Source organism: Enterobacter soli (genome assembly GCF_964208575.1).
GTDB lineage: Bacteria > Pseudomonadota > Gammaproteobacteria > Enterobacterales > Enterobacteriaceae > Enterobacter > Enterobacter soli_A.
Window position 1 is genome coordinate 174,875 of the sequence record NZ_CAXOFU010000005.1, and the last position, 18,176, is coordinate 193,050.

Sequence of the window (18,176 nt, forward strand, 5' to 3'; positions counted from 1 at the left end):
TTTGCCCGGCACGCCGCGTGCCGGGCGATAGGTTTAGTCCAGCATCTTACGAATCACGTAATGTAAAATGCCGTCGTTCTGGTAGTACGTCAGCTCGGTGGCGGTATCAATACGGCACCGGCATTCCAGCACTTCCGTTTTCCCGTCCGCTCGCGTCAGCTTCACCGGCACCGTTTTACCCGGCTGCAGGTTTTGCAGTCCGCTAATGTCGATCTGCTCTTCCCCGGTCAGGCCTAAGGTTTTGCGCGTTACTCCCTGCGGGAATTCGAGCGGCAGGATCCCCATACCAATCAGGTTAGAGCGGTGAATACGCTCGAAGGATTCGGAAATCACGACCCGCACGCCCAGCAGGCGCGGCCCTTTGGCTGCCCAGTCGCGGCTGGAGCCTGAGCCATACTCTTTCCCGGCGATGACCGCGAGCGGGATCCCCTCTTTCTGGTAGCTCATGGCGGCGTCGTAGATTGAGACCACTTCCGTCCCCGGCAGACGACGCGTCATGCCCCCTTCCACACCCGGCACCATTTCATTGCGGATGCGGATGTTGGCGAAGGTGCCGCGCACCATTACTTCATGGTTACCGCGTCGCGAACCGTAGGAGTTAAAGTCCCGACGCTCCACGCCACGCCCCTGCAAATAACGTCCTGCCGGGCTATCCGCTTTGATACTCCCGGCCGGCGAGATGTGGTCGGTGGTGACGGAATCCCCGAGCATCGCCAGAATGCGCGCGCCGTGAATATCCTGGAGCGGTGCTGGCTGCGCCTGCATCTCATCAAAGAACGGCGACAGGCGGATATAGGTTGAATCATCCTGCCAGCCGTAGGTATCAGAGCCCTCTACCGCAATGGTTTTCCACTCCGGAGTGCCTTCAAAGACCTCGGCGTACTCTTTACGGAACATCTCGCTGGAGACCTGCTCCACCGCACGGGCGATCTCCCGGGAGGACGGCCAAATATCTTTCAGATAGACCGGCTCGTTTTTGCGGTCGTGCCCGATAGGGTCGGTCACCAGATTGATATTCATGTTCCCGGCCAGCGCGTAGGCCACCACCAGCGGTGGCGACGCCAGCCAGTTGGTTTTGACCAGCGGATGAATACGGCCTTCAAAGTTACGGTTGCCCGAGAGCACCGCGCCAACGGTAAGATCGCCCTGCTTAATCGCCACTTCGATAGGCTCCGGCAGCGGGCCCGAGTTGCCGATACAGGTGGTACAGCCGTAGCCGACCAGGTTAAAGCCCAGCTCGTCCAGATACGGGGTCAGCTTCGCCTTCGCCAGATAGTCGGACACCACCTTCGAGCCGGGCGCCAACGAGGCTTTCACCCACGGCTGCGGCTTAAGGCCAAGCTCAACGGCTTTCTTCGCCAGCAGCCCCGCCGCCATCAGCACGCTCGGGTTCGAGGTGTTGGTGCACGAGGTGATGGCCGCAATCACCACCGCCCCTTCCGGCAGCTGATAAGTGTGCCCGTTCATCACATAGTCAACCGGACGGTGATCTTTCTGCGAGCTGTTCACTTCAAGCTCGTTGCTGGCGGCAAACGCGCTCGGCACGTTGTTGAGCGCCACGCGATCCTGCGGACGTTTCGGTCCGGCGAGGCTCGCTTCAACCGTTCCCATGTCGAGCTCTAGGGTGCTGGTGAAGACCGGCTCATCGCCCGGGTTGCGCCACATGCCCTGGGCCTTGGTGTAGGCTTCGACCAGCGCAACCTGCTCTTCCGAGCGTCCGCTCAGGCGCATGTATTCCAGCGTCACGTTGTCTATCGGGAAGAAGCCGCAGGTCGCGCCATATTCCGGCGCCATGTTGGCGATGGTGGCGCGGTCGGCCAGCGGCAGCGAATCGAGGCCGTCGCCGTAGAATTCAACGAATTTACCCACCACGCCGTGTTTGCGCAGCATCTGGGTGACGGTCAATACCAGGTCGGTAGCGGTGATCCCTTCGGAAAGCTTGCCGATGAGTTTGAATCCCACCACGTCAGGAATGAGCATGGAGACGGGCTGGCCGAGCATGGCGGCTTCCGCTTCGATCCCACCCACGCCCCAGCCAAGCACGCCCAGGCCGTTGATCATCGTGGTGTGGGAATCGGTGCCCACCAGCGAATCGGGATAGGCCACCCACTCTTTGTCCTGGAGTTCGCTCCAGACCGCTTTGCCGAGGTACTCCAGGTTCACCTGGTGGCAAATACCGGTTCCCGGCGGCACCACGCTGAAGCGGCTAAAGGCCTGCTGTCCCCACTTCAGAAAGACATAGCGTTCGTGGTTACGCTCCATCTCAAGGCGAACGTTCTCTTCGAAGGCATCGTCGTCGCCGAAATGGTCAACCGTGACGGAGTGGTCAATGACCAGATCAACCGGAGAGAGCGGATTGACTTTGGACGTGTCCCCGCCCAGGCGTTTCACCGCCTCTCGCATGGCGGCTAAATCCACCACGGCGGGCACGCCGGTGAAGTCCTGCATCAGCACCCTGGCCGGGCGGTAGGCAATCTCCCGATCCGCGTGGGCATCTTTGAGCCATCCGGCTAAGGCGTGGATATCGTCGGCGGTGACAGAGTCTTCGTCCTGCCAGCGTAAAAGGTTTTCCAGTAAGACTTTCAGCGACTTGGGCAACCGCGAAATGTCCCCAAGGCTTTTCGCAGCCAGCGGCAAGCTGTAGTAGTGCCAGGTTTTGTTTTCTGCCTGCAACGTATCCTTACTGGCTTCGCGTAGGGTTAACGACATAAGCTCCTCCTTAATCACAGAGATACCCTGATAATTATCAAGGCCGTAATTAAAGATAACACAAAGATGATGTAACGTTTTGATAACAACCCGAATTGATAAATCTCGGGCGTAAATTCGGAGGAGAGGAAACAAAAAACCCCGCCGCAGCGAGGTTTTATCAATCAGGAGAACGTTAGCCAGATGAGCTGGCACCAGAAGAGAATCGAGAGAGAAAACGCACCCATCCACGACCAGTATTTGAGAGTTGTCATGTTATTCATCATATCGACACCAGACTTTATTAATTAAAGACCCTGAGTCATTGCCTCAGTACTATATTGCTGATGTGTATTTATTAAAGAGTACAAAAGTGCAGAAACAGTCTTAAGACTATTAGCGTAATAACGCTTAAAACTAAATTATTGTTTTTTGGGTTCGTCTTCAGCGAACACGTCAATAAAAGCCTTTTGCTGCGCGGTAAGTTTCCAGGATGCTGGCACGGTCGTTGTCGGTTCCTTACGGGCTTTGATCGCCGTGTCATGATGCTGACACATCTGTTTTACCGTTTCTGTACGCACTGTCACTGCCATATTCAACCCCAATATTTCCAGGCCAGGAGAGCTACCACCACCCAGAACAGGGCGGAGACAACAAAGACCGCCAGCCAGGCTTTACGTTTGAGCACAGGATCCCTTTGCGGTTCTTCAGTTCCTGACGGCATTGCTAACCTCATACAATCGACACCGCTTATCATTTCGATACCAAACAATTGGTACAAGTAATCACCAGTTGAGATAAATCCTAAAGAAACTTTAGCCGAAAAGCCAGTGAATTTACGCATTCATCCCTATGAAATATTCATTCTTTTGACCAGAAATAAATAATTGAAAAGAATAATTTGCGCAGTCGTTAATTAGTTTCTACTTTTGTCGCAAATTCACGACAGTATAACCTTACGAATTAAATGGGTTATGACATTATATGGCAGTGAGATGCAGATGATGATAATTCTGATTTAGCTTTGAGAGGTTATTTCGGTATCTTTCCGCGGGGGAAAGATACCGGGTGTGATTATTTGGCGGGGAGTTTAATGTCTTTAAACATCTCTTCTATATCTTCGTTGGAACGAAGCGCTACGGCGGTATCGACAACATCGCGAGTCAGGTGCGGCGCAAAGCGCTGAATGAAATCATACATATAGCTGCGCAGGAAGGTGCTGCGGCGGAAGCCAATTTTGGTCGTGCTGTGGCTGAAGATATCATGCGCATCCAGGCGCACTAAATCCGGGTCGGAAACCGGGTCAACGGCCATGCTGGCGATAACCCCCACGCCCAGCCCCAGCCGCACGTAGGTTTTAATGACGTCGGCGTCCGTCGCGGTAAATACGATGCGCGGCGTTAAGCCCGCGCGGTTAAACGCCGTATCCAGCTCGGAGCGGCCGGTAAAACCGAAGGTGTATGTCACGAGCGGATATTGCGCCAGCTCCTCAATCGTCACCGATCCCTTCCCTGCCAAAGGATGATCCGGCGTGACCACAATCGAGCGGTTCCAGTGATAGCACGGCAGCATGACCAGGTCGTCGTAAAGATGGAGCGCTTCGGTGGCGATGGCGAAATCGGCGTTACCCTTAGAGACCGCTTCCGCAATCTGCGTTGGCGAGCCCTGATGCATGTGCAGGGAAACGCGCGGGTAACGCTCGATAAAGCCTTTAATCACGCCGGGCAGCGCGTAGCGCGCCTGGGTGTGGGTAGTGGCAATATAAAGAGACCCTTTGTCCGGCCAGGTATGCTCCCCGGCGACCGACTTGATCGCATCGACTTTTGAGAGCACTTCGCGTGCAATGCGGATGATCTCCTGCCCCGCAGGCGTCACCTGGGTGAGATGCTTACCGCTGCGGGCAAAGATTTGAATTCCCAGCTCATCCTCCAGCATACGAACCTGCTTGCTGATGCCGGGTTGCGAGGTATAAAGACCTTCTGCGGTAGAAGAAACGTTAAGGTTGTGGTTGACCACCTCAACGATATAGCGAAGCTGCTGTAGTTTCATGCCGGACCATCCGATTTAGCGCACGCGGTCAATCGTTTAAGACGATTTGATAATAAGAAAAGGGTTAGCTATAACCACTATATCATTTATAGCCTGACTGTATAGTACGGAACAATAAATAATAACGGCGTAATAAAAAAGGGCCGGAAGTCCGGCCCTTTAACAGGTAAGTTACGGTAAGTGCGGATTATTTCTTGCCTTCAACCCATTTACCGTCAACAAAGAAGGCTGACCAGCCGGTCGCTTTCCCGTCTTTCTCGGCAGCGACATACTGCTGCTTGGTTTTACGGCTAAAGCGCACAACCGTCTTGTTGCCTTCTGGATCCTGCTGCGGCGCGTCGGCCAGATAGCGCAGTTTCTCCGGCAGACGATCGCGGAAGCGGTACAGCTCTTCCACCAGCGGCGCGCGGGTTTCACGCGATTTCGGGAAGGTGTTCGCTGCGAGGAAGACCCCGGCAGCACCGTCACGCAGCACAAAGTAGGCGTCTGACTTCTCACACGGCAGCTCTGGCAGCGGAACCGGATCTTCCTTCGGCGGTGCCACTTCACCGTTACGCAGGATCTTACGCGTGTTCTTACATTCGTCGTTGGTACAGGCCATGTACTTGCCGAAACGTCCCATTTTCAGGTGCATTTCAGAACCACATTTCTCACACTCAACGATTGGGCCGTCGTAGCCCTTAATGCGGAACTCGCCCTCTTCGATCTCGTAGCCATCGCAGGTCGGGTTATTACCGCAGACGTGCAGTTTACGCTTCGGATCGATCAGGTAGCTGTCCATCGCCGTGCCGCATTTCTTGCAGCGGCGCTTCGCGCGCAGCGCGTTCGTTTCAGCGTCATCGCCTTCGAGAACGTTGAGAACTTCGTTCTCCGGCACCAGGTTAATGGTGGTTTTGCAACGCTCTTTTGGCGACAGCGCGTAGCCGGAACAGCCGAGGAATACGCCCGTGGTGGCGGTACGGATCCCCATCTTACGGCCGCAGGTTGGGCAGTCGATGCTGGTCAGTACCATCTGGTTAGGCAGCATCCCGCCCTCTTCAGGATCCTTCTCGGCTTTATCCAGCTGGGTGGTAAAGTCGCTAAAGAAGCTGTCGAGTACCTTTTTCCATTCCGCCTGATGGCTGGCCACCTGGTCGAGGCTGTCTTCCATCTGGGCGGTGAAATCGTAGTTCATCAGCTCACGGAAGTTGGCTTCCAGGCGATCGGTAACAATTTCACCCATCTTTTCAGCATAGAAACGACGGCTTTCGACGCGAACATAACCGCGATCCTGAATCGTCGAGATAATGGATGCGTAGGTCGACGGACGGCCGATACCGCGTTTTTCCAGCTCTTTCACCAGCGACGCTTCACTAAAGCGCGCAGGCGGCTTGGTGAAGTGTTGAGCCGGAAGCAGCTCAACGAGGGAGAGGCTATCGCCCTTGTTCACCGCAGGCAGGGTTCTGTCTTCGTCGCCCTTACGCAGCGCAGGCATGACTTTTGTCCAGCCGTCGAAGCGCAGGATACGGCCACGCGCTTTGAGGCGGAAATCGCCCGCCCCCACGGTCAGCGTGGTGGAATCGTACTGCGCCGGCGTCATCTGACACGCCACAAACTGGCGCCAGATCAGCTGATACAGTTTTTGCGCATCGGCTTCCATATCTTTCAGCGATTCAGCGAGGACGGACACGTCAGAAGGACGAATCGCTTCGTGCGCTTCCTGCGAGTTTTCCTTGCTGGCGAACTGATTGGCGCTCTCCGGCAGGTATTTCTTGCCGAAGTTTTCGCTGATATAGCCGCGCACCATGTTCACCGCGTCCTGGCTCAGGTTCGTTGAGTCGGTACGCATGTAGGTGATGTAGCCCGCTTCGTACAGGCGCTGCGCCATCATCATGGTTTTCTTCACGCCGTAGCCCAGACGCGTGCTCGCCGCCTGCTGCAGTGTGGAGGTAATAAAAGGTGCGCCAGGCTTGCTGCTGGTCGGCTTATCTTCGCGCTCCAGCACCTGATAGCGGGCTTTTTCCAGCAGCGCCACGGCTGCCATCGTCTGCTCACGATTCTCAGGACGGAACGGTTTGTCGTTCTGATGGCTCACCTGCAGCGGCAGCGCGTCGCCGCCCGGCGTGGTGACGTTCGCATCAATTTCCCAGAACTCTTCCGGGACAAAGGCTTTGATTTCGCGTTCACGTTCAACAACCAGACGCACGGCAACGGACTGCACGCGTCCTGCGGACAGGCCACGGGCAATCTTTTTCCACAGCAGTGGAGAAACCATGTAGCCCACAACGCGGTCCATAAAGCGACGCGCCTGCTGGGCGTTTACGCGGTCGATATTCAGTTCACCCGGCTTTTCAAACGCCTGGCGAATCGCATTCTTCGTAATTTCGTTAAACACTACACGGCTGTAGCGTTTGTCGTCGCCACCGATAACTTCCCGCAGGTGCCATGCAATGGCTTCCCCTTCGCGGTCAAGGTCGGTTGCGAGATAGATGTGGTCGGCTTTTTCAGCAAGCTGCTTCAGCTCGTTGACGACCTTTTCTTTTCCGGGCAGCACTTCGTACTGTGCGTCCCAGTTGTGCCATGGATTAACACCCATGCGGTTGACAAGCGCGCTACGTTCATCCTTTTTAGGCTTTTTAGCCCCTTTGGTGGAGGTAGAGTCTGCGCTCTTTTTGCTGGCTGAGCCACTGGTCGGCAAATCGCGGATGTGACCAACGCTGGATTTAACCACGTAGTCGTTACCCAGATACTTATTGATCGTTTTGGCTTTTGCCGGGGACTCAACGATGACGAGAGCTTTACCCATATTCACCTTTACCTAATTTAATTCTTCCAGGAATACGCCGCACGTTGATTTCCCTTCCGCTGACGACGAGCCATTGATATTGAGACTGCGTCAGGGGATATCAACCCCTTTTACTTACCGGGCGCCTGATTCACGACGTCCAGGTGATTGAGTTATCGGGTATTTTTCTCTAATCAATGTTAATTCGTGACGAATCCAGGGTCGAATGTCAAGCAATTCTGTTGCCAGAATGACGAAAGCGCACACTGTACCTGATAAAATTCGTTACGCAACTTTATTAGCACGCAAAAGCTGATTGCGCCAATTCGCAAAGCGACGCTTACCCCCTCACATAACAGGGAAAATTTGCCCCGTAAGTCCCTGCGGCGTAAACTATTGCGACTGTTTAAGGAGTAGATTATGCAGAATACAACCCAACCCATTGACCGAGCATCTCTGCTTATTGAAGCGAATAAGCTGATTCGCAACCACGAAGATACCCTGGCGGGAATCGAGGCAACGGGCGTTGAACAGCGCAACGGCGTGCTGGTCTTTAGCGGCGAATATTTCCTTGATGAACAAGGTTTACCGACCCCGAAAAGCACCGCGGTATTTAACATGTTCAAATACCTGGCCCATACGCTTTCCGAGAAGTATCACCTGGTCGATTAACGTAAAACGCGAGGCAGATGCCTCGCGTTTTCGTTTACAGAAGCGGCTTTTGACCGCGCTGTAGCCAGCGCAGCAGCAGACGATCCGCGCTCTCCGCGGCACTGTTAGTGAACCGGTCGAGCATGCGCTTGCGCTGGGTGAAACGCACGCCAACCAGCTCGTGCCCTTCCATCAGCCCTAACAGCAGGTCGTCGCTGGTGCCGACTTCATCAACCAGCCCTTTCTCCTGCGCCTGAACGCCGTACCAGTGTTCACCCGTCGCCACCTGCTCGATGTCCAGCGCAGGGCGCATGCGGTGCACGAAATCTTTAAACAGATGATGGGTTTCATTGAGGTCTTCACGAAACTTCTGACGCCCCTCTTCCGTGTTCTCACCGAGCAGCGTCAGCGTGCGCTTGTACTGTCCGGCGGTGTGCAGCTCGATGTCGATCTCTTTATTCTTCAGGAATCGGTTGAAGTTAGGGATCTGCGCCACCACGCCGATGGAGCCAATGATGGAGAACGGCGCCGCCACAATTTTATCAGCCACGCAGGCCATCATGTAGCCGCCGCTCGCGGCCACCTTATCCACCGCCACCGTCAGCGGGATCTGCTTGTCGCGCAGGCGCTGCAGCTGCGATGCCGCCAGACCATAGCCGTGTACGACACCGCCCGGGCTTTCAAGGCGCAAGACCACCCGATCCTGCGGTTTAAACACCGCTAGCACCGCGGTGACTTCTTCGCGCAATGAGGAGACCTCATGGGCATCCATGCTGCCTTTGAAATCAAGGACGTAGACGCGTGGCTTACTGTCTTCCTGCGGGAGTGCAAGCTTAGCCTTTGCTTTCGCCGCTTTGTCTTCCTGTTTGTGCTTTTTCTTCTGCGCTTTCACCCACTGCTTCTGCTGATGGCTGTCCAGCAGCGCCAGCGACATCTCTTCTTGCATCTCCTTATACTGTTCGCTCAGTCGAGTGATCCTTAACTCGCCGCGCTGACGTTTACGCTGCCTCAGGTTTACGATCAGCACAGCGATTACCGCTATTGCAATCACCACCGTCGCGATCTTGGCCAAAAACAACCCATATTCAGAAAGTAATTCCACGCGTTCCACCTTGATTAACCACGATTCTTCCCCGCCAGTGTACAACAGCCGTTGCCAGGCGTCTTGCTCGTGAAGATACCTCTGCGAGCCGCCTTCAGGAATCCCCCGTTCTGGTCGAAATATTTGCAAATTGTTAATTTCACAGAGAAGCGTCCTGTAGACTGATTGAATTCTCATGCTATTTCGGGCATAAAGCCGAAAAGTGATTAAAAGCAGGCGCAATCCATTTGCCGCGCCCAGAGGAGTCACCGTGCACTATCAACCGCAAAAAAACCTACTACAAAATCGCATTATTCTTGTTACCGGAGCCAGCGACGGGATTGGTCGCGAAGCCGCTCTGACCTACGCCCGGTACGGGGCACACGTCATTCTGACGGGACGCAATGAAGACAAGCTGCGCCGCGTGGCTCAAGAAATCGAAGACGCGGGCGGCGCGCCGGCCCCGTGGTATATCCTCGATTTACTGACCTGCACTCCCGCCTCCTGCCGCGAGCTTGCCCAGCGCATTGCAACCCGGCATCCGCGTCTTGACGGCGTGCTGCACAACGCCGGGTTGCTTGGGGAAGTTCGCCCGATGGATGAACAGGATCCGGAGATCTGGCAGCAGGTCATGCAGGTGAATATCAACGGCACCTTCTTCCTGACCCAGGCGCTGCTTCCTTTATTACTCAAATCCGATTCCGGCTCGCTGGTCTTCACCTCGTCGAGCGTCGGGAGCCAGGGGCGCGCCAACTGGGGCGCCTACGCGGTATCGAAGTTTGCCACCGAAGGCATGATGCAGGTGCTGGCCGAGGAGTATCAAAGCCGTCATCTGCGCGTTAACTGCATCAACCCGGGCGGGACGCGCACCAAAATGCGCGCCAGCGCGTTCCCGAGCGAAGATCCGCAGAAGCTGAAAACGCCCGCCGAAATTATGCCGCTCTATCTCTGGCTGATGGGTGACGACAGCCGCCGCAAAACCGGCATGACCTTTGACGCCCAGCCGGGCCGTAAGCCGGGGATTGCGCAATGAGTGAAGAACGCCACCAGCAGCGCCAGCAGCGCCAGCAGCGTTTAAAGGAACAGGTCGATGCCCGCGTCGCGGCTGCACAGGACGAGCGCGGCATTCTGATTGTGTTCACCGGTAACGGGAAAGGGAAAACCACCGCCGCATTCGGCACCGCCACCCGCGCCGTCGGACACGGTCAGAGAGTGGGCGTGATTCAGTTCATAAAAGGCGAATGGCCCAACGGCGAGCGAAACCTGTTGGAACCGCACGGCGTTGAGTTTCAGGTGATGGCGACCGGGTTTACCTGGGATACGCAAAACCGGGAAACCGATACGGCGGCCTGCCTCGCGGTGTGGGAGCACGCCAAAAGAATGCTGGCCGATCCGGCGCTGAACATGGTGTTGCTGGATGAGATCACCTACATGTTGGCCTACGACTATCTGCCGCTTGAGGCCGTTCTGGATGCACTGCGAAATCGTCCGCTTCACCAGACGGTCATCGTCACGGGTCGCGGCTGTCATCGGGATATTCTGGAACTTGCGGATACCGTCAGCGAACTACGCCCGGTTAAGCATGCGTTTGATGCCGGAATAAAAGCACAGATCGGCATTGATTACTAAGAAAAAAGCCCGGTGAATGCACCGGGCTTTTTATTTTCAATCGTTTTTACCGCGGCTGCCGGAGCGGCGATTGTTGCTCACCTGGCTATGGCGTTTCACCGCACGACGGATCTGGTTCGCCTTCATGCGACGGCGATCTTTTTCCACCGCCACTTTCGAGGTGGTTTCCGGCGTCAGCCCTACCAGCTCGCGCAGGTAGTTAGTCTGGGTTAAATCCAGCTCGGTATAGCCGCCGCGCGGCAGGCCTTTCGGCAGCAGGATGTCACCGTAGCGCACGCGGATCAGGCGGCTGACCTGTACGCCAACGGCTTCCCAAAGGCGACGCACTTCGCGGTTACGCCCTTCGGTCAGCGTAACGTTGTACCACTGGTTGATCCCTTCACCACCGGTAAATTTGATGGTTTTGAAGGCGGCCGGGCCGTCTTCCAGCTGAACGCCGCGGGACAGGTCGCGCAGCTTGTTCTCGTCAACCTGACCGAAAACACGCACCGCGTATTCGCGTTCAACTTCACGGCTTGGGTGCATCAGGCGGTTCGCCAGCTCACCGTCGGTGGTAAACAGCAGCAGACCGCAGGTGTTCACGTCCAGACGGCCAACGGCAATCCAGCGAGCGCCGCGCAGTTTAGGCAGACGGTCAAAGACGGTCGGGCGCCCTTCCGGGTCGTTACGGGTGCAAAGTTCGCCTTCCGGCTTGTAATAAGCCAGCACGCGGCAGATCTGCTCGGCGGACTCTTTTACGGAGATAAGATGACCGTCGATACGGATCTTCAGCCCCGGTACAATTTCTACGCGGTCGCCCAGGGTGGAGACTTTACCGTCCACACTCACGCGACCTGCTTCAATAATGGCTTCGATTTCACGGCGCGAACCGTGGCCGGCGCGCGCCAGCACTTTCTGTAATTTCTCGCTCATTGAGCTTCCTCAGGTGTCGCCTTCACAGGCGTCGAACAGGTCAAAACGCGGCAACGCCCCGTTTTGATGGCCGCGTAGTATAGCCGCTTACACCTTTACAAGAAAGGTTTAACATCGCCCACGCCTTCGCGGATCACTTCTGGCGAATCTTCCGTCAGGTCGATAACGGTGGTGGGCTGCTGACCCAGGTATCCGCCGTGAATAATCAGCTCGACCACTTTCTCCAGACGGTCTTTGATCTCTTCCGGGTCGGACTCGGTAAACTCGCTGCCCGGCAGCATCAAAGAGGTGGAGAGCATCGGCTCGCCGAGCGTTTCCAGCAGCGCCTGGGCAATCGGGTTAGACGGCACGCGCATCCCGATGGTTTTCCGTTTTTCCTGCAGCAGACGGCGCGGCACCTCTTTCGTCCCTTTCAGGATGAAGGTGTAGTTGCCCGGCGTGTTGTTCTTGATCAGGCGAAACGCCACGTTATCAACGTAGGCATAGGTCGACAGCTCGGAGAGATCGCGGCACATCAGGGTAAAGTTGTGGCCGTCCGGCAGCTGACGGATGCGGCAGATCCGCTCCATCGCCCCTTTGTCTTCAATTTTACAGCCCAGCGCGTAGCCCGAATCGGTCGGATAGACGATAACGCCACCTTTGCGGACAATCTCCACGGCCTGGTTAATCAGGCGGGGCTGCGGGTTATCCGGATGAATATAGAAAAACTGACTCATACTTCCCTCTCTTCAAGTTGCTGTGGCTGTTCCCAGAGCTGCCAGACAGGCTCGACGCCAGCGGGAAGCCAGAGCTTGCGCCCCAGCTCTATCCACGCGCAGGGCTGATGGAAATCAGACCCCTGCGAGGCATAAAGGCCAAACTGACGAGCATAGGTCGCGAGCTGCGAACGCTCATTGGGAGCCTGCTGGCACTGCGCGACTTCCATCGCGTCCCCGCCGCACTCGGCGAAGTGGGCCAGCAGCCTTTTCAGCCATTTAGCAGAAAGATTATACCGCCCGGGATGGGCCAGCACCGCCTTACCGCCAGAATGATGAATCACATCAATAGCTTGTTTTATTGTACACCACTGTGGCGGAACGTATCCGGTTTTCCCGCGCGCAAGATAGCGTTTGAACACGTCGGCCATGGTGGTGGCTTTGCCCGCCTCCACCAGAAAACGGGCGAAGTGGCCGCGGGTGACCGCTCCGCCGTTCGCCAGCTTCTGCGCCCCTTCCAGCGCGCCGGGGATATGCGCTTTTTCAAGGCGATCGCCAATCATCTCGGCGCGCTGATTGCGGCGCGTTTTTTGTTCTTGCAAAAATGCGCGCATTGCCGGATGGTCTATATCGATATTGAGGCCAACGATATGAATTTCATGGTTTTCCCAGACGGTTGAGATCTCAACGCCGGTAATCAGGTTGAGCGCTATCCCGCTGCGGGCAATCTCAGCGCGGGCGGCGGGGATCGCATCCGTCGTATCGTGATCGGTTATCGCCAGCGTGCCAACACGCATTTCAACGGCACGGTGGACTAAGGCTTCGGGCGTAAGCAGGCCGTCAGAGGCCTGCGTGTGGCTGTGTAAATCGTAAATTACGGCGTAGGTGGTATCGCTCAAAGCACTTCCCATCACAGGTTAGAAACATCCAGAAAGCCTATGATAACGACTTGCCGCGAAATTCTGAAATCAAGGGTTGACAACACGCCATCGAACTAGTTAACTAGTACGCAAGTTCACACGAGAAAGGTATCTGAAAATGACTGCACATTTCACTCTGCACGGCTGGTGGCGTACTTCCTGACTATCGGGCAGTGTCACACGTCTGCGAAACGCAAACAGATACCAGGCCCGCTCTCAAGCGGGCTTTTTTTTGAACAGAATAAATGAGAAGAACATCATGCAAACAGCCAAACCTGACCTCGAACTGCTGACCTGCGAGGCGGCCTATCGCCACAACCCAACCGCGCTGTTTCATCAGGTATGCGGTGCGCGTCCGGCGACCCTGCTGCTGGAATCTGCGGATATCGACAGCAAGGACGATCTGAAAAGCCTGCTGCTGGTCGATAGCGCCCTGCGCATTACCGCTTTAGGTGACACCGTCACCGTTAAGGCCCTGTCCGACAACGGCGCGGCCCTGCTGCCGCTGCTCGATGCCGCCCTGCCTGCGGGTATCGAAAACGAGCGTCACCCGGAAATGCGCATTCTGCACTTCCCGCCGGTGAGCCAGCTGCTGGATGAAGACGCGCGCCTGTGCTCCCTGTCCGTATTCGACGCCTTCCGCCTGCTGCAAAATCTGGTTACGGTGCCGGAAAACGAGCGCGAAGCGATGTTCTTCGGCGGGCTGTTTGCCTACGACCTGGTGGCCGGTTTCGAAGACCTGCCGGAGACCGAGCAAGGCAACCGCTGCCCGGACTACTGTTTCTACCTGGCGGAAACCCTGCTGGTTATCGACCATCAGAAAAAATACACCCGCATTCAGGCCAGCCTGTTTACCCCGTCCGCCTCGGAGAAAAAACGTCTTGAGCACCGCATCGCGCAGCTGCAGGAGCAGATGACCGAAGAGCCGCCTGCGCTGCCGGTGCAGCGCGTGGAAAAAATGCAGTGCGAGGTGAATCAGACCGACGACCAGTACGGCGCGGTCGTGCGCCAGATGCAGAAGGCGATCCGCGCCGGAGAGATTTTCCAGGTGGTGCCGTCCCGCCGCTTCTCCCTGCCGTGCCCGTCCCCGCTGGCGGCCTATGACGTGCTGAAAAAGAGCAACCCGAGCCCGTATATGTTCTTCATGCAGGACAACGATTTCACCCTGTTTGGCGCGTCGCCGGAAAGCTCACTGAAATACGACGCCACCAGCCGCCAGATTGAGATCTACCCGATTGCCGGCACCCGTCCGCGCGGCCGCCGTGCCGACGGTTCGCTGGATCGCGATCTGGACAGCCGTATCGAGCTGGAGATGCGCACCGACCATAAAGAGCTCTCCGAGCACCTGATGCTGGTTGACCTGGCGCGTAACGATCTGGCGCGTATCTGCACCCCCGGGAGCCGCTACGTGGCGGATCTGACCAAAGTTGACCGCTACTCCTTTGTGATGCACCTGGTTTCCCGCGTGGTGGGCGAACTGCGCAGCGACCTCGACGTGCTACACGCCTACCGCGCCTGCATGAACATGGGCACCCTGAGCGGTGCGCCGAAAGTCCGCGCGATGCAGCTTATCGCTGAAGCCGAAGGCCGTCGTCGCGGCAGCTACGGCGGCGCCGTGGGGTACTTCACCGCGCACGGCGACCTCGACACCTGCATCGTCATTCGCTCCGCCTACGTGGAAGACGGGATCGCCACCGTCCAGGCGGGCGCGGGCATTGTTCTTGATTCTGTTCCGCAGTCTGAAGCTGACGAAACGCGCAGTAAAGCACGCGCGGTATTGCGCGCCATCGCTACCGCACACCATGCACAGGAGATTTTCTGATGGCTGACATTCTGCTGCTCGATAATATCGACTCCTTTACCTACAACCTGGCAGATCAGCTGCGCGCGAACGGTCACAACGTCGTGATTTACCGCAACCACGTTCCGGCGCAGACCCTGATTGACCGTCTGGCCACCATGCAAAACCCGGTGCTAATGCTCTCTCCGGGGCCGGGCGCGCCGAGCGAAGCGGGCTGTATGCCGGAGCTGTTGACCCGCATGCGCGGCAAGCTGCCGATTATCGGCATCTGCCTGGGACACCAGGCCATCGTTGAAGCCTACGGCGGCTACGTCGGCCAGGCGGGAGAAATCCTACACGGTAAAGCCTCCAGCATTGAACACGACGGCCAGGCGATGTTTGCCGGGCTGCCGAACCCGCTGCCGGTCGCGCGCTATCACTCTCTGGTGGGGAGTAATATTCCGGCCGGGCTGACCATCAACGCCTCCTTTGAGGGCATGGTGATGGCGGTGCGTCACGATGCGGATCGCGTCTGCGGCCTGCAGTTCCACCCGGAATCGATTCTGACCTCTAACGGCGCGCGCCTGCTGGAACAAACGCTCGACTGGGCGCTTCAGAAGCTGGAGCAGACCAACACGCTCCAGCCGATTCTGGAAAAACTGTACCAGGCGCAGACCCTGAGCCAGCAGGAGAGCCACCAGCTGTTCTCCGCCGTGGTGCGCGGTGAGCTGAAACCTGAGCAGCTGGCCGCCGCGCTGGTGAGCATGAAGGTGCGCGGCGAAAGCCCGCAGGAGATCGCAGGTGCCGCCACGGCGCTGCTGGAAAACGCCGCCCCGTTCCCGCGCCCTGACTACGCGTTCGCGGATATCGTCGGCACCGGCGGCGACGGCAGCAACAGCATCAATATCTCTACCGCCAGCGCCTTCGTGGCGGCGGCATGCGGCATGAAGGTGGCGAAACACGGCAACCGCAGCGTATCCAGCCGTTCCGGCTCGTCTGATCTACTGGCGGCATTCGGCATCAACCTGGATATGAAAGCCGAACGCTCCCGCGAGGCGCTGGACGATTTAGGGGTGTGCTTCCTGTTTGCGCCGAAGTACCACACCGGTTTCCGCCACGCGATGCCGGTTCGCCAGCAGCTAAAAACCCGCACCCTGTTTAACGTGCTGGGCCCGCTGATTAACCCTGCGCATCCGCCGCTGGCGCTGATCGGGGTTTACAGCCCGGAACTGGTACTGCCGATTGCCGAAACCCTGCGCGTGCTGGGCTACAAGCGTGCGGCGGTGGTTCACAGCGGCGGCATGGACGAGGTATCGCTTCACGCGCCGACGCTGGTTGCCGAGCTGAACAACGGCGAGATCCTGAGCTATCAGCTGGAAGCCGCCGACTTTGGCTTAGCGCCGTATCATCAGGAGGCGCTGGCAGGCGGTACGCCGGAAGAAAACCGTGACATTCTCACGCGCTTATTACAAGGTAAAGGTGAGTCCGCGCACGAGGCCGCCGTGGCCGCCAACGTCGCTATGCTGATGCGCTTGCACGGCGAAGAAGACCTGAAGGTCAATGCACAAAAAGTTCTGGACGTACTGCGCTCAGGTGCAGCCTACGACCGCGTTACCGCACTTGCGGCAAGAGGGTAAAGAATGCAGACCGTTTTAGCGAAAATTGTTGCCGACAAGGCCATCTGGGTAGAAGCCCGTAAACAGCAGCAGCCGCTAGCCAGCTTTCAGAACGATGTGGTGCCGAGCACCCGCCGTTTTTACGATGCCCTGCAGGGTGCGCGCACCGCGTTTATCCTGGAGTGTAAAAAAGCGTCGCCGTCAAAAGGCGTTATCCGCGACGATTTCGACCCCGCGCGCATCGCCGGGATCTACAAACACCATGCGTCAGCCATCTCCGTGCTGACGGATGAAAAGTACTTCCAGGGCAGCTTCGATTTTCTGCCGATCGTCAGCGGCATCGCGCCGCAGCCGATTCTGTGCAAAGACTTTATTATCGACCCGTACCAGATCTGGCTGGCGCGCTTTTACCAGGCCGACGCCTGCCTGCTGATGCTCTCCGTGCTCGACGACGAGCAGTATCGCCAGCTTTCGGCGGTTGCGCACAGCCTGAACATGGGCGTGCTGACCGAAGTAAGCAATGAAGAAGAGCTGGAGCGCGCCGTTGCCCTGAAGGCAAAAGTGGTCGGCATTAACAACCGCGACCTGCGCGATCTGTCTATTGACCTTAACCGCACCCGCGAGCTTGCGCCGCGCCTCGGTGCCGGCGTGACCGTGATCAGCGAATCCGGCATCAACAGCTATGCCAACGTGCGCGAGCTGAGCCACTTTGCCAATGGCTTCCTGATTGGCTCGGCGATGATGGAGCACGACGATCTCAACGCCGCGGTGCGCCGCGTGCTGCTGGGTGAAAACAAAGTGTGCGGCCTGACGCGTGAGCAGGATGCGAAGGCCGCCTATGAAGCGGGCGCAATCTACGGCGGACTGATCTTCGTGGGCACCTCGCCGCGTGCGGTGACCCTGGAGCAGGCGCGCAGCGTGATGGCTGCCGCGCCGCTGAGCTACGTGGGCGTGTTCCGCAATGCCGATATCGCGGACGTCGCGGCCACCGCCGAGGCCCTTTCCCTGAGCGCCGTTCAGCTGCACGGCAGTGAAGACCAGGCCTATATCGATGCGCTGCGCAGCGCCCTTGCGCCGCAGGTGCAAATCTGGAAAGCCCAGAGCGTGGGTGAGTCACTGCCACCGCGCGACCTCAACCATGTCGATAAATACGTGCTGGATAACGGCCAGGGCGGCACCGGCCAGCGTTTTGACTGGTCGCTGCTGAGCGGCGAAAAGCTGGATAACGTCCTGCTGGCGGGCGGGTTAAGCCCGGATAACTGCGTAGAAGCCGCCAAAACCGGCTGCGCAGGCCTCGATTTCAATTCAGGCGTGGAGTCTCAACCGGGAATCAAAGATGCCAGCAAGCTGGCCTCGGTGTTTAAAACTCTGCGTGCATATTAAGGAAGAAA

Annotated in this window: 17 protein-coding genes and 1 other annotated feature; of the genes, 7 read left to right on the forward strand and 10 right to left on the reverse strand. The window is 57.3% G+C overall.

What is annotated here, in order from left to right; genetic code table 11:
- Window positions 1-33: 33 nt before the first annotated feature.
- From acnA to topA, 6 genes are all read right to left on the reverse strand, one after another.
- Window positions 34-2,709 carry an aconitate hydratase AcnA gene (acnA, locus tag AB6V08_RS07070; RefSeq protein WP_368542026.1) on the reverse strand — a complete coding sequence of 892 codons (2,676 nt, stop codon included), beginning with the start codon at window positions 2,707-2,709 and terminating at the stop codon, window positions 34-36.
- A gap of 164 nt (window positions 2,710-2,873) precedes the next feature.
- Entirely contained in the window at window positions 2,874-2,972 is a 99-nt protein-coding gene (gene ymiC, locus AB6V08_RS07075; protein ID WP_368542121.1) for a small membrane protein YmiC, read from the reverse strand.
- A 138-nt stretch (window positions 2,973-3,110) separates the two neighbouring features.
- A complete protein-coding gene (locus AB6V08_RS07080) occupies window positions 3,111-3,281 on the reverse strand; it encodes a hypothetical protein (RefSeq protein WP_368542027.1) in 171 nt (56 codons plus the stop codon).
- 2 nt (window positions 3,282-3,283) lie between these two features.
- On the reverse strand, window positions 3,284-3,424 hold the full coding sequence (locus AB6V08_RS07085; RefSeq protein ID WP_368542122.1) for a YmiA family putative membrane protein: 141 nt from the start codon (window positions 3,422-3,424) through the stop codon (window positions 3,284-3,286).
- Between the two features lie 338 nt (window positions 3,425-3,762).
- Window positions 3,763-4,737, reverse strand: a complete 975-nt coding sequence (gene cysB / locus AB6V08_RS07090) for an HTH-type transcriptional regulator CysB (RefSeq protein WP_006175683.1) — start codon at window positions 4,735-4,737, stop codon at window positions 3,763-3,765.
- Window positions 4,738-4,924: 187 nt separating this feature from the next.
- On the reverse strand, window positions 4,925-7,522 hold the full coding sequence (gene topA, locus AB6V08_RS07095) for a type I DNA topoisomerase (protein WP_368542028.1): 2,598 nt from the start codon (window positions 7,520-7,522) through the stop codon (window positions 4,925-4,927).
- Between the two features lie 399 nt (window positions 7,523-7,921).
- Between topA and AB6V08_RS07100 the strand changes: the two genes are divergently transcribed.
- Window positions 7,922-8,173 carry a YciN family protein gene (locus tag AB6V08_RS07100; protein ID WP_014070502.1) on the forward strand — a complete coding sequence of 84 codons (252 nt, stop codon included), beginning with the start codon at window positions 7,922-7,924 and terminating at the stop codon, window positions 8,171-8,173.
- A 34-nt stretch (window positions 8,174-8,207) separates the two neighbouring features.
- Here AB6V08_RS07100 and sohB read toward each other — a convergent pair whose 3' ends face one another.
- Window positions 8,208-9,254, reverse strand: a complete 1,047-nt coding sequence (gene sohB / locus AB6V08_RS07105; protein WP_368542029.1) for a protease SohB — start codon at window positions 9,252-9,254, stop codon at window positions 8,208-8,210.
- 250 nt (window positions 9,255-9,504) lie between these two features.
- Here sohB and AB6V08_RS07110 point away from each other — a divergent pair, with 250 nt between their 5' ends.
- Window positions 9,505-10,266, forward strand: a complete 762-nt coding sequence (locus AB6V08_RS07110) for a YciK family oxidoreductase (RefSeq protein WP_368542030.1) — start codon at window positions 9,505-9,507, stop codon at window positions 10,264-10,266.
- The gene (gene cobO / locus AB6V08_RS07115) at window positions 10,263-10,862 is read left to right on the forward strand and encodes a cob(I)yrinic acid a,c-diamide adenosyltransferase (protein ID WP_368542031.1); all 600 of its coding nucleotides are present in this window, start codon (window positions 10,263-10,265) and stop codon (window positions 10,860-10,862) included. Before AB6V08_RS07110 ends, cobO begins: the two co-directional genes overlap by 4 nt.
- A gap of 36 nt (window positions 10,863-10,898) precedes the next feature.
- Here the strand turns inward: cobO and rluB are convergent, their stop codons facing one another.
- The 3 genes from rluB to rnm form a co-directional block, all read right to left on the reverse strand.
- Window positions 10,899-11,774, reverse strand: a complete 876-nt coding sequence (rluB, locus tag AB6V08_RS07120) for a 23S rRNA pseudouridine(2605) synthase RluB (protein WP_368542032.1) — start codon at window positions 11,772-11,774, stop codon at window positions 10,899-10,901.
- 95 nt (window positions 11,775-11,869) lie between these two features.
- Window positions 11,870-12,490: an L-threonylcarbamoyladenylate synthase gene (locus AB6V08_RS07125; protein ID WP_368542033.1), complete on the reverse strand. Its 621-nt coding sequence runs from the start codon at window positions 12,488-12,490 to the stop codon at window positions 11,870-11,872.
- A complete protein-coding gene (rnm, locus tag AB6V08_RS07130) occupies window positions 12,487-13,380 on the reverse strand; it encodes an RNase RNM (protein ID WP_368542034.1) in 894 nt (297 codons plus the stop codon). The genes AB6V08_RS07125 and rnm overlap by 4 nt, the downstream gene beginning before the upstream one ends.
- A gap of 127 nt (window positions 13,381-13,507) precedes the next feature.
- On the opposite strand from rnm, the gene trpL reads away from it, so the two are divergent.
- The 4 genes from trpL (at window position 13,508) to trpCF (ending at window position 18,168) form a co-directional block, all read left to right on the forward strand.
- Entirely contained in the window at window positions 13,508-13,552 is a 45-nt protein-coding gene (gene trpL, locus AB6V08_RS07135; RefSeq protein ID WP_106993556.1) for a trp operon leader peptide, read from the forward strand.
- Window positions 13,529-13,623 (forward strand) — a sequence feature (Trp leader region). It overlaps the preceding gene by 24 nt.
- Before the next feature lie 25 nt (window positions 13,624-13,648).
- A complete protein-coding gene (locus AB6V08_RS07140; RefSeq protein ID WP_368542035.1) occupies window positions 13,649-15,211 on the forward strand; it encodes an anthranilate synthase component 1 in 1,563 nt (520 codons plus the stop codon).
- On the forward strand, window positions 15,211-16,806 hold the full coding sequence (gene trpD / locus AB6V08_RS07145) for a bifunctional anthranilate synthase glutamate amidotransferase component TrpG/anthranilate phosphoribosyltransferase TrpD (RefSeq protein ID WP_368542036.1): 1,596 nt from the start codon (window positions 15,211-15,213) through the stop codon (window positions 16,804-16,806). The genes AB6V08_RS07140 and trpD overlap by 1 nt, the downstream gene beginning before the upstream one ends.
- A gap of 3 nt (window positions 16,807-16,809) precedes the next feature.
- Complete coding sequence (gene trpCF, locus AB6V08_RS07150) at window positions 16,810-18,168, forward strand: bifunctional indole-3-glycerol-phosphate synthase TrpC/phosphoribosylanthranilate isomerase TrpF (RefSeq protein WP_368542037.1); 1,359 nt, start codon at window positions 16,810-16,812, stop codon at window positions 18,166-18,168.
- Window positions 18,169-18,176 lie beyond the last annotated feature (8 nt).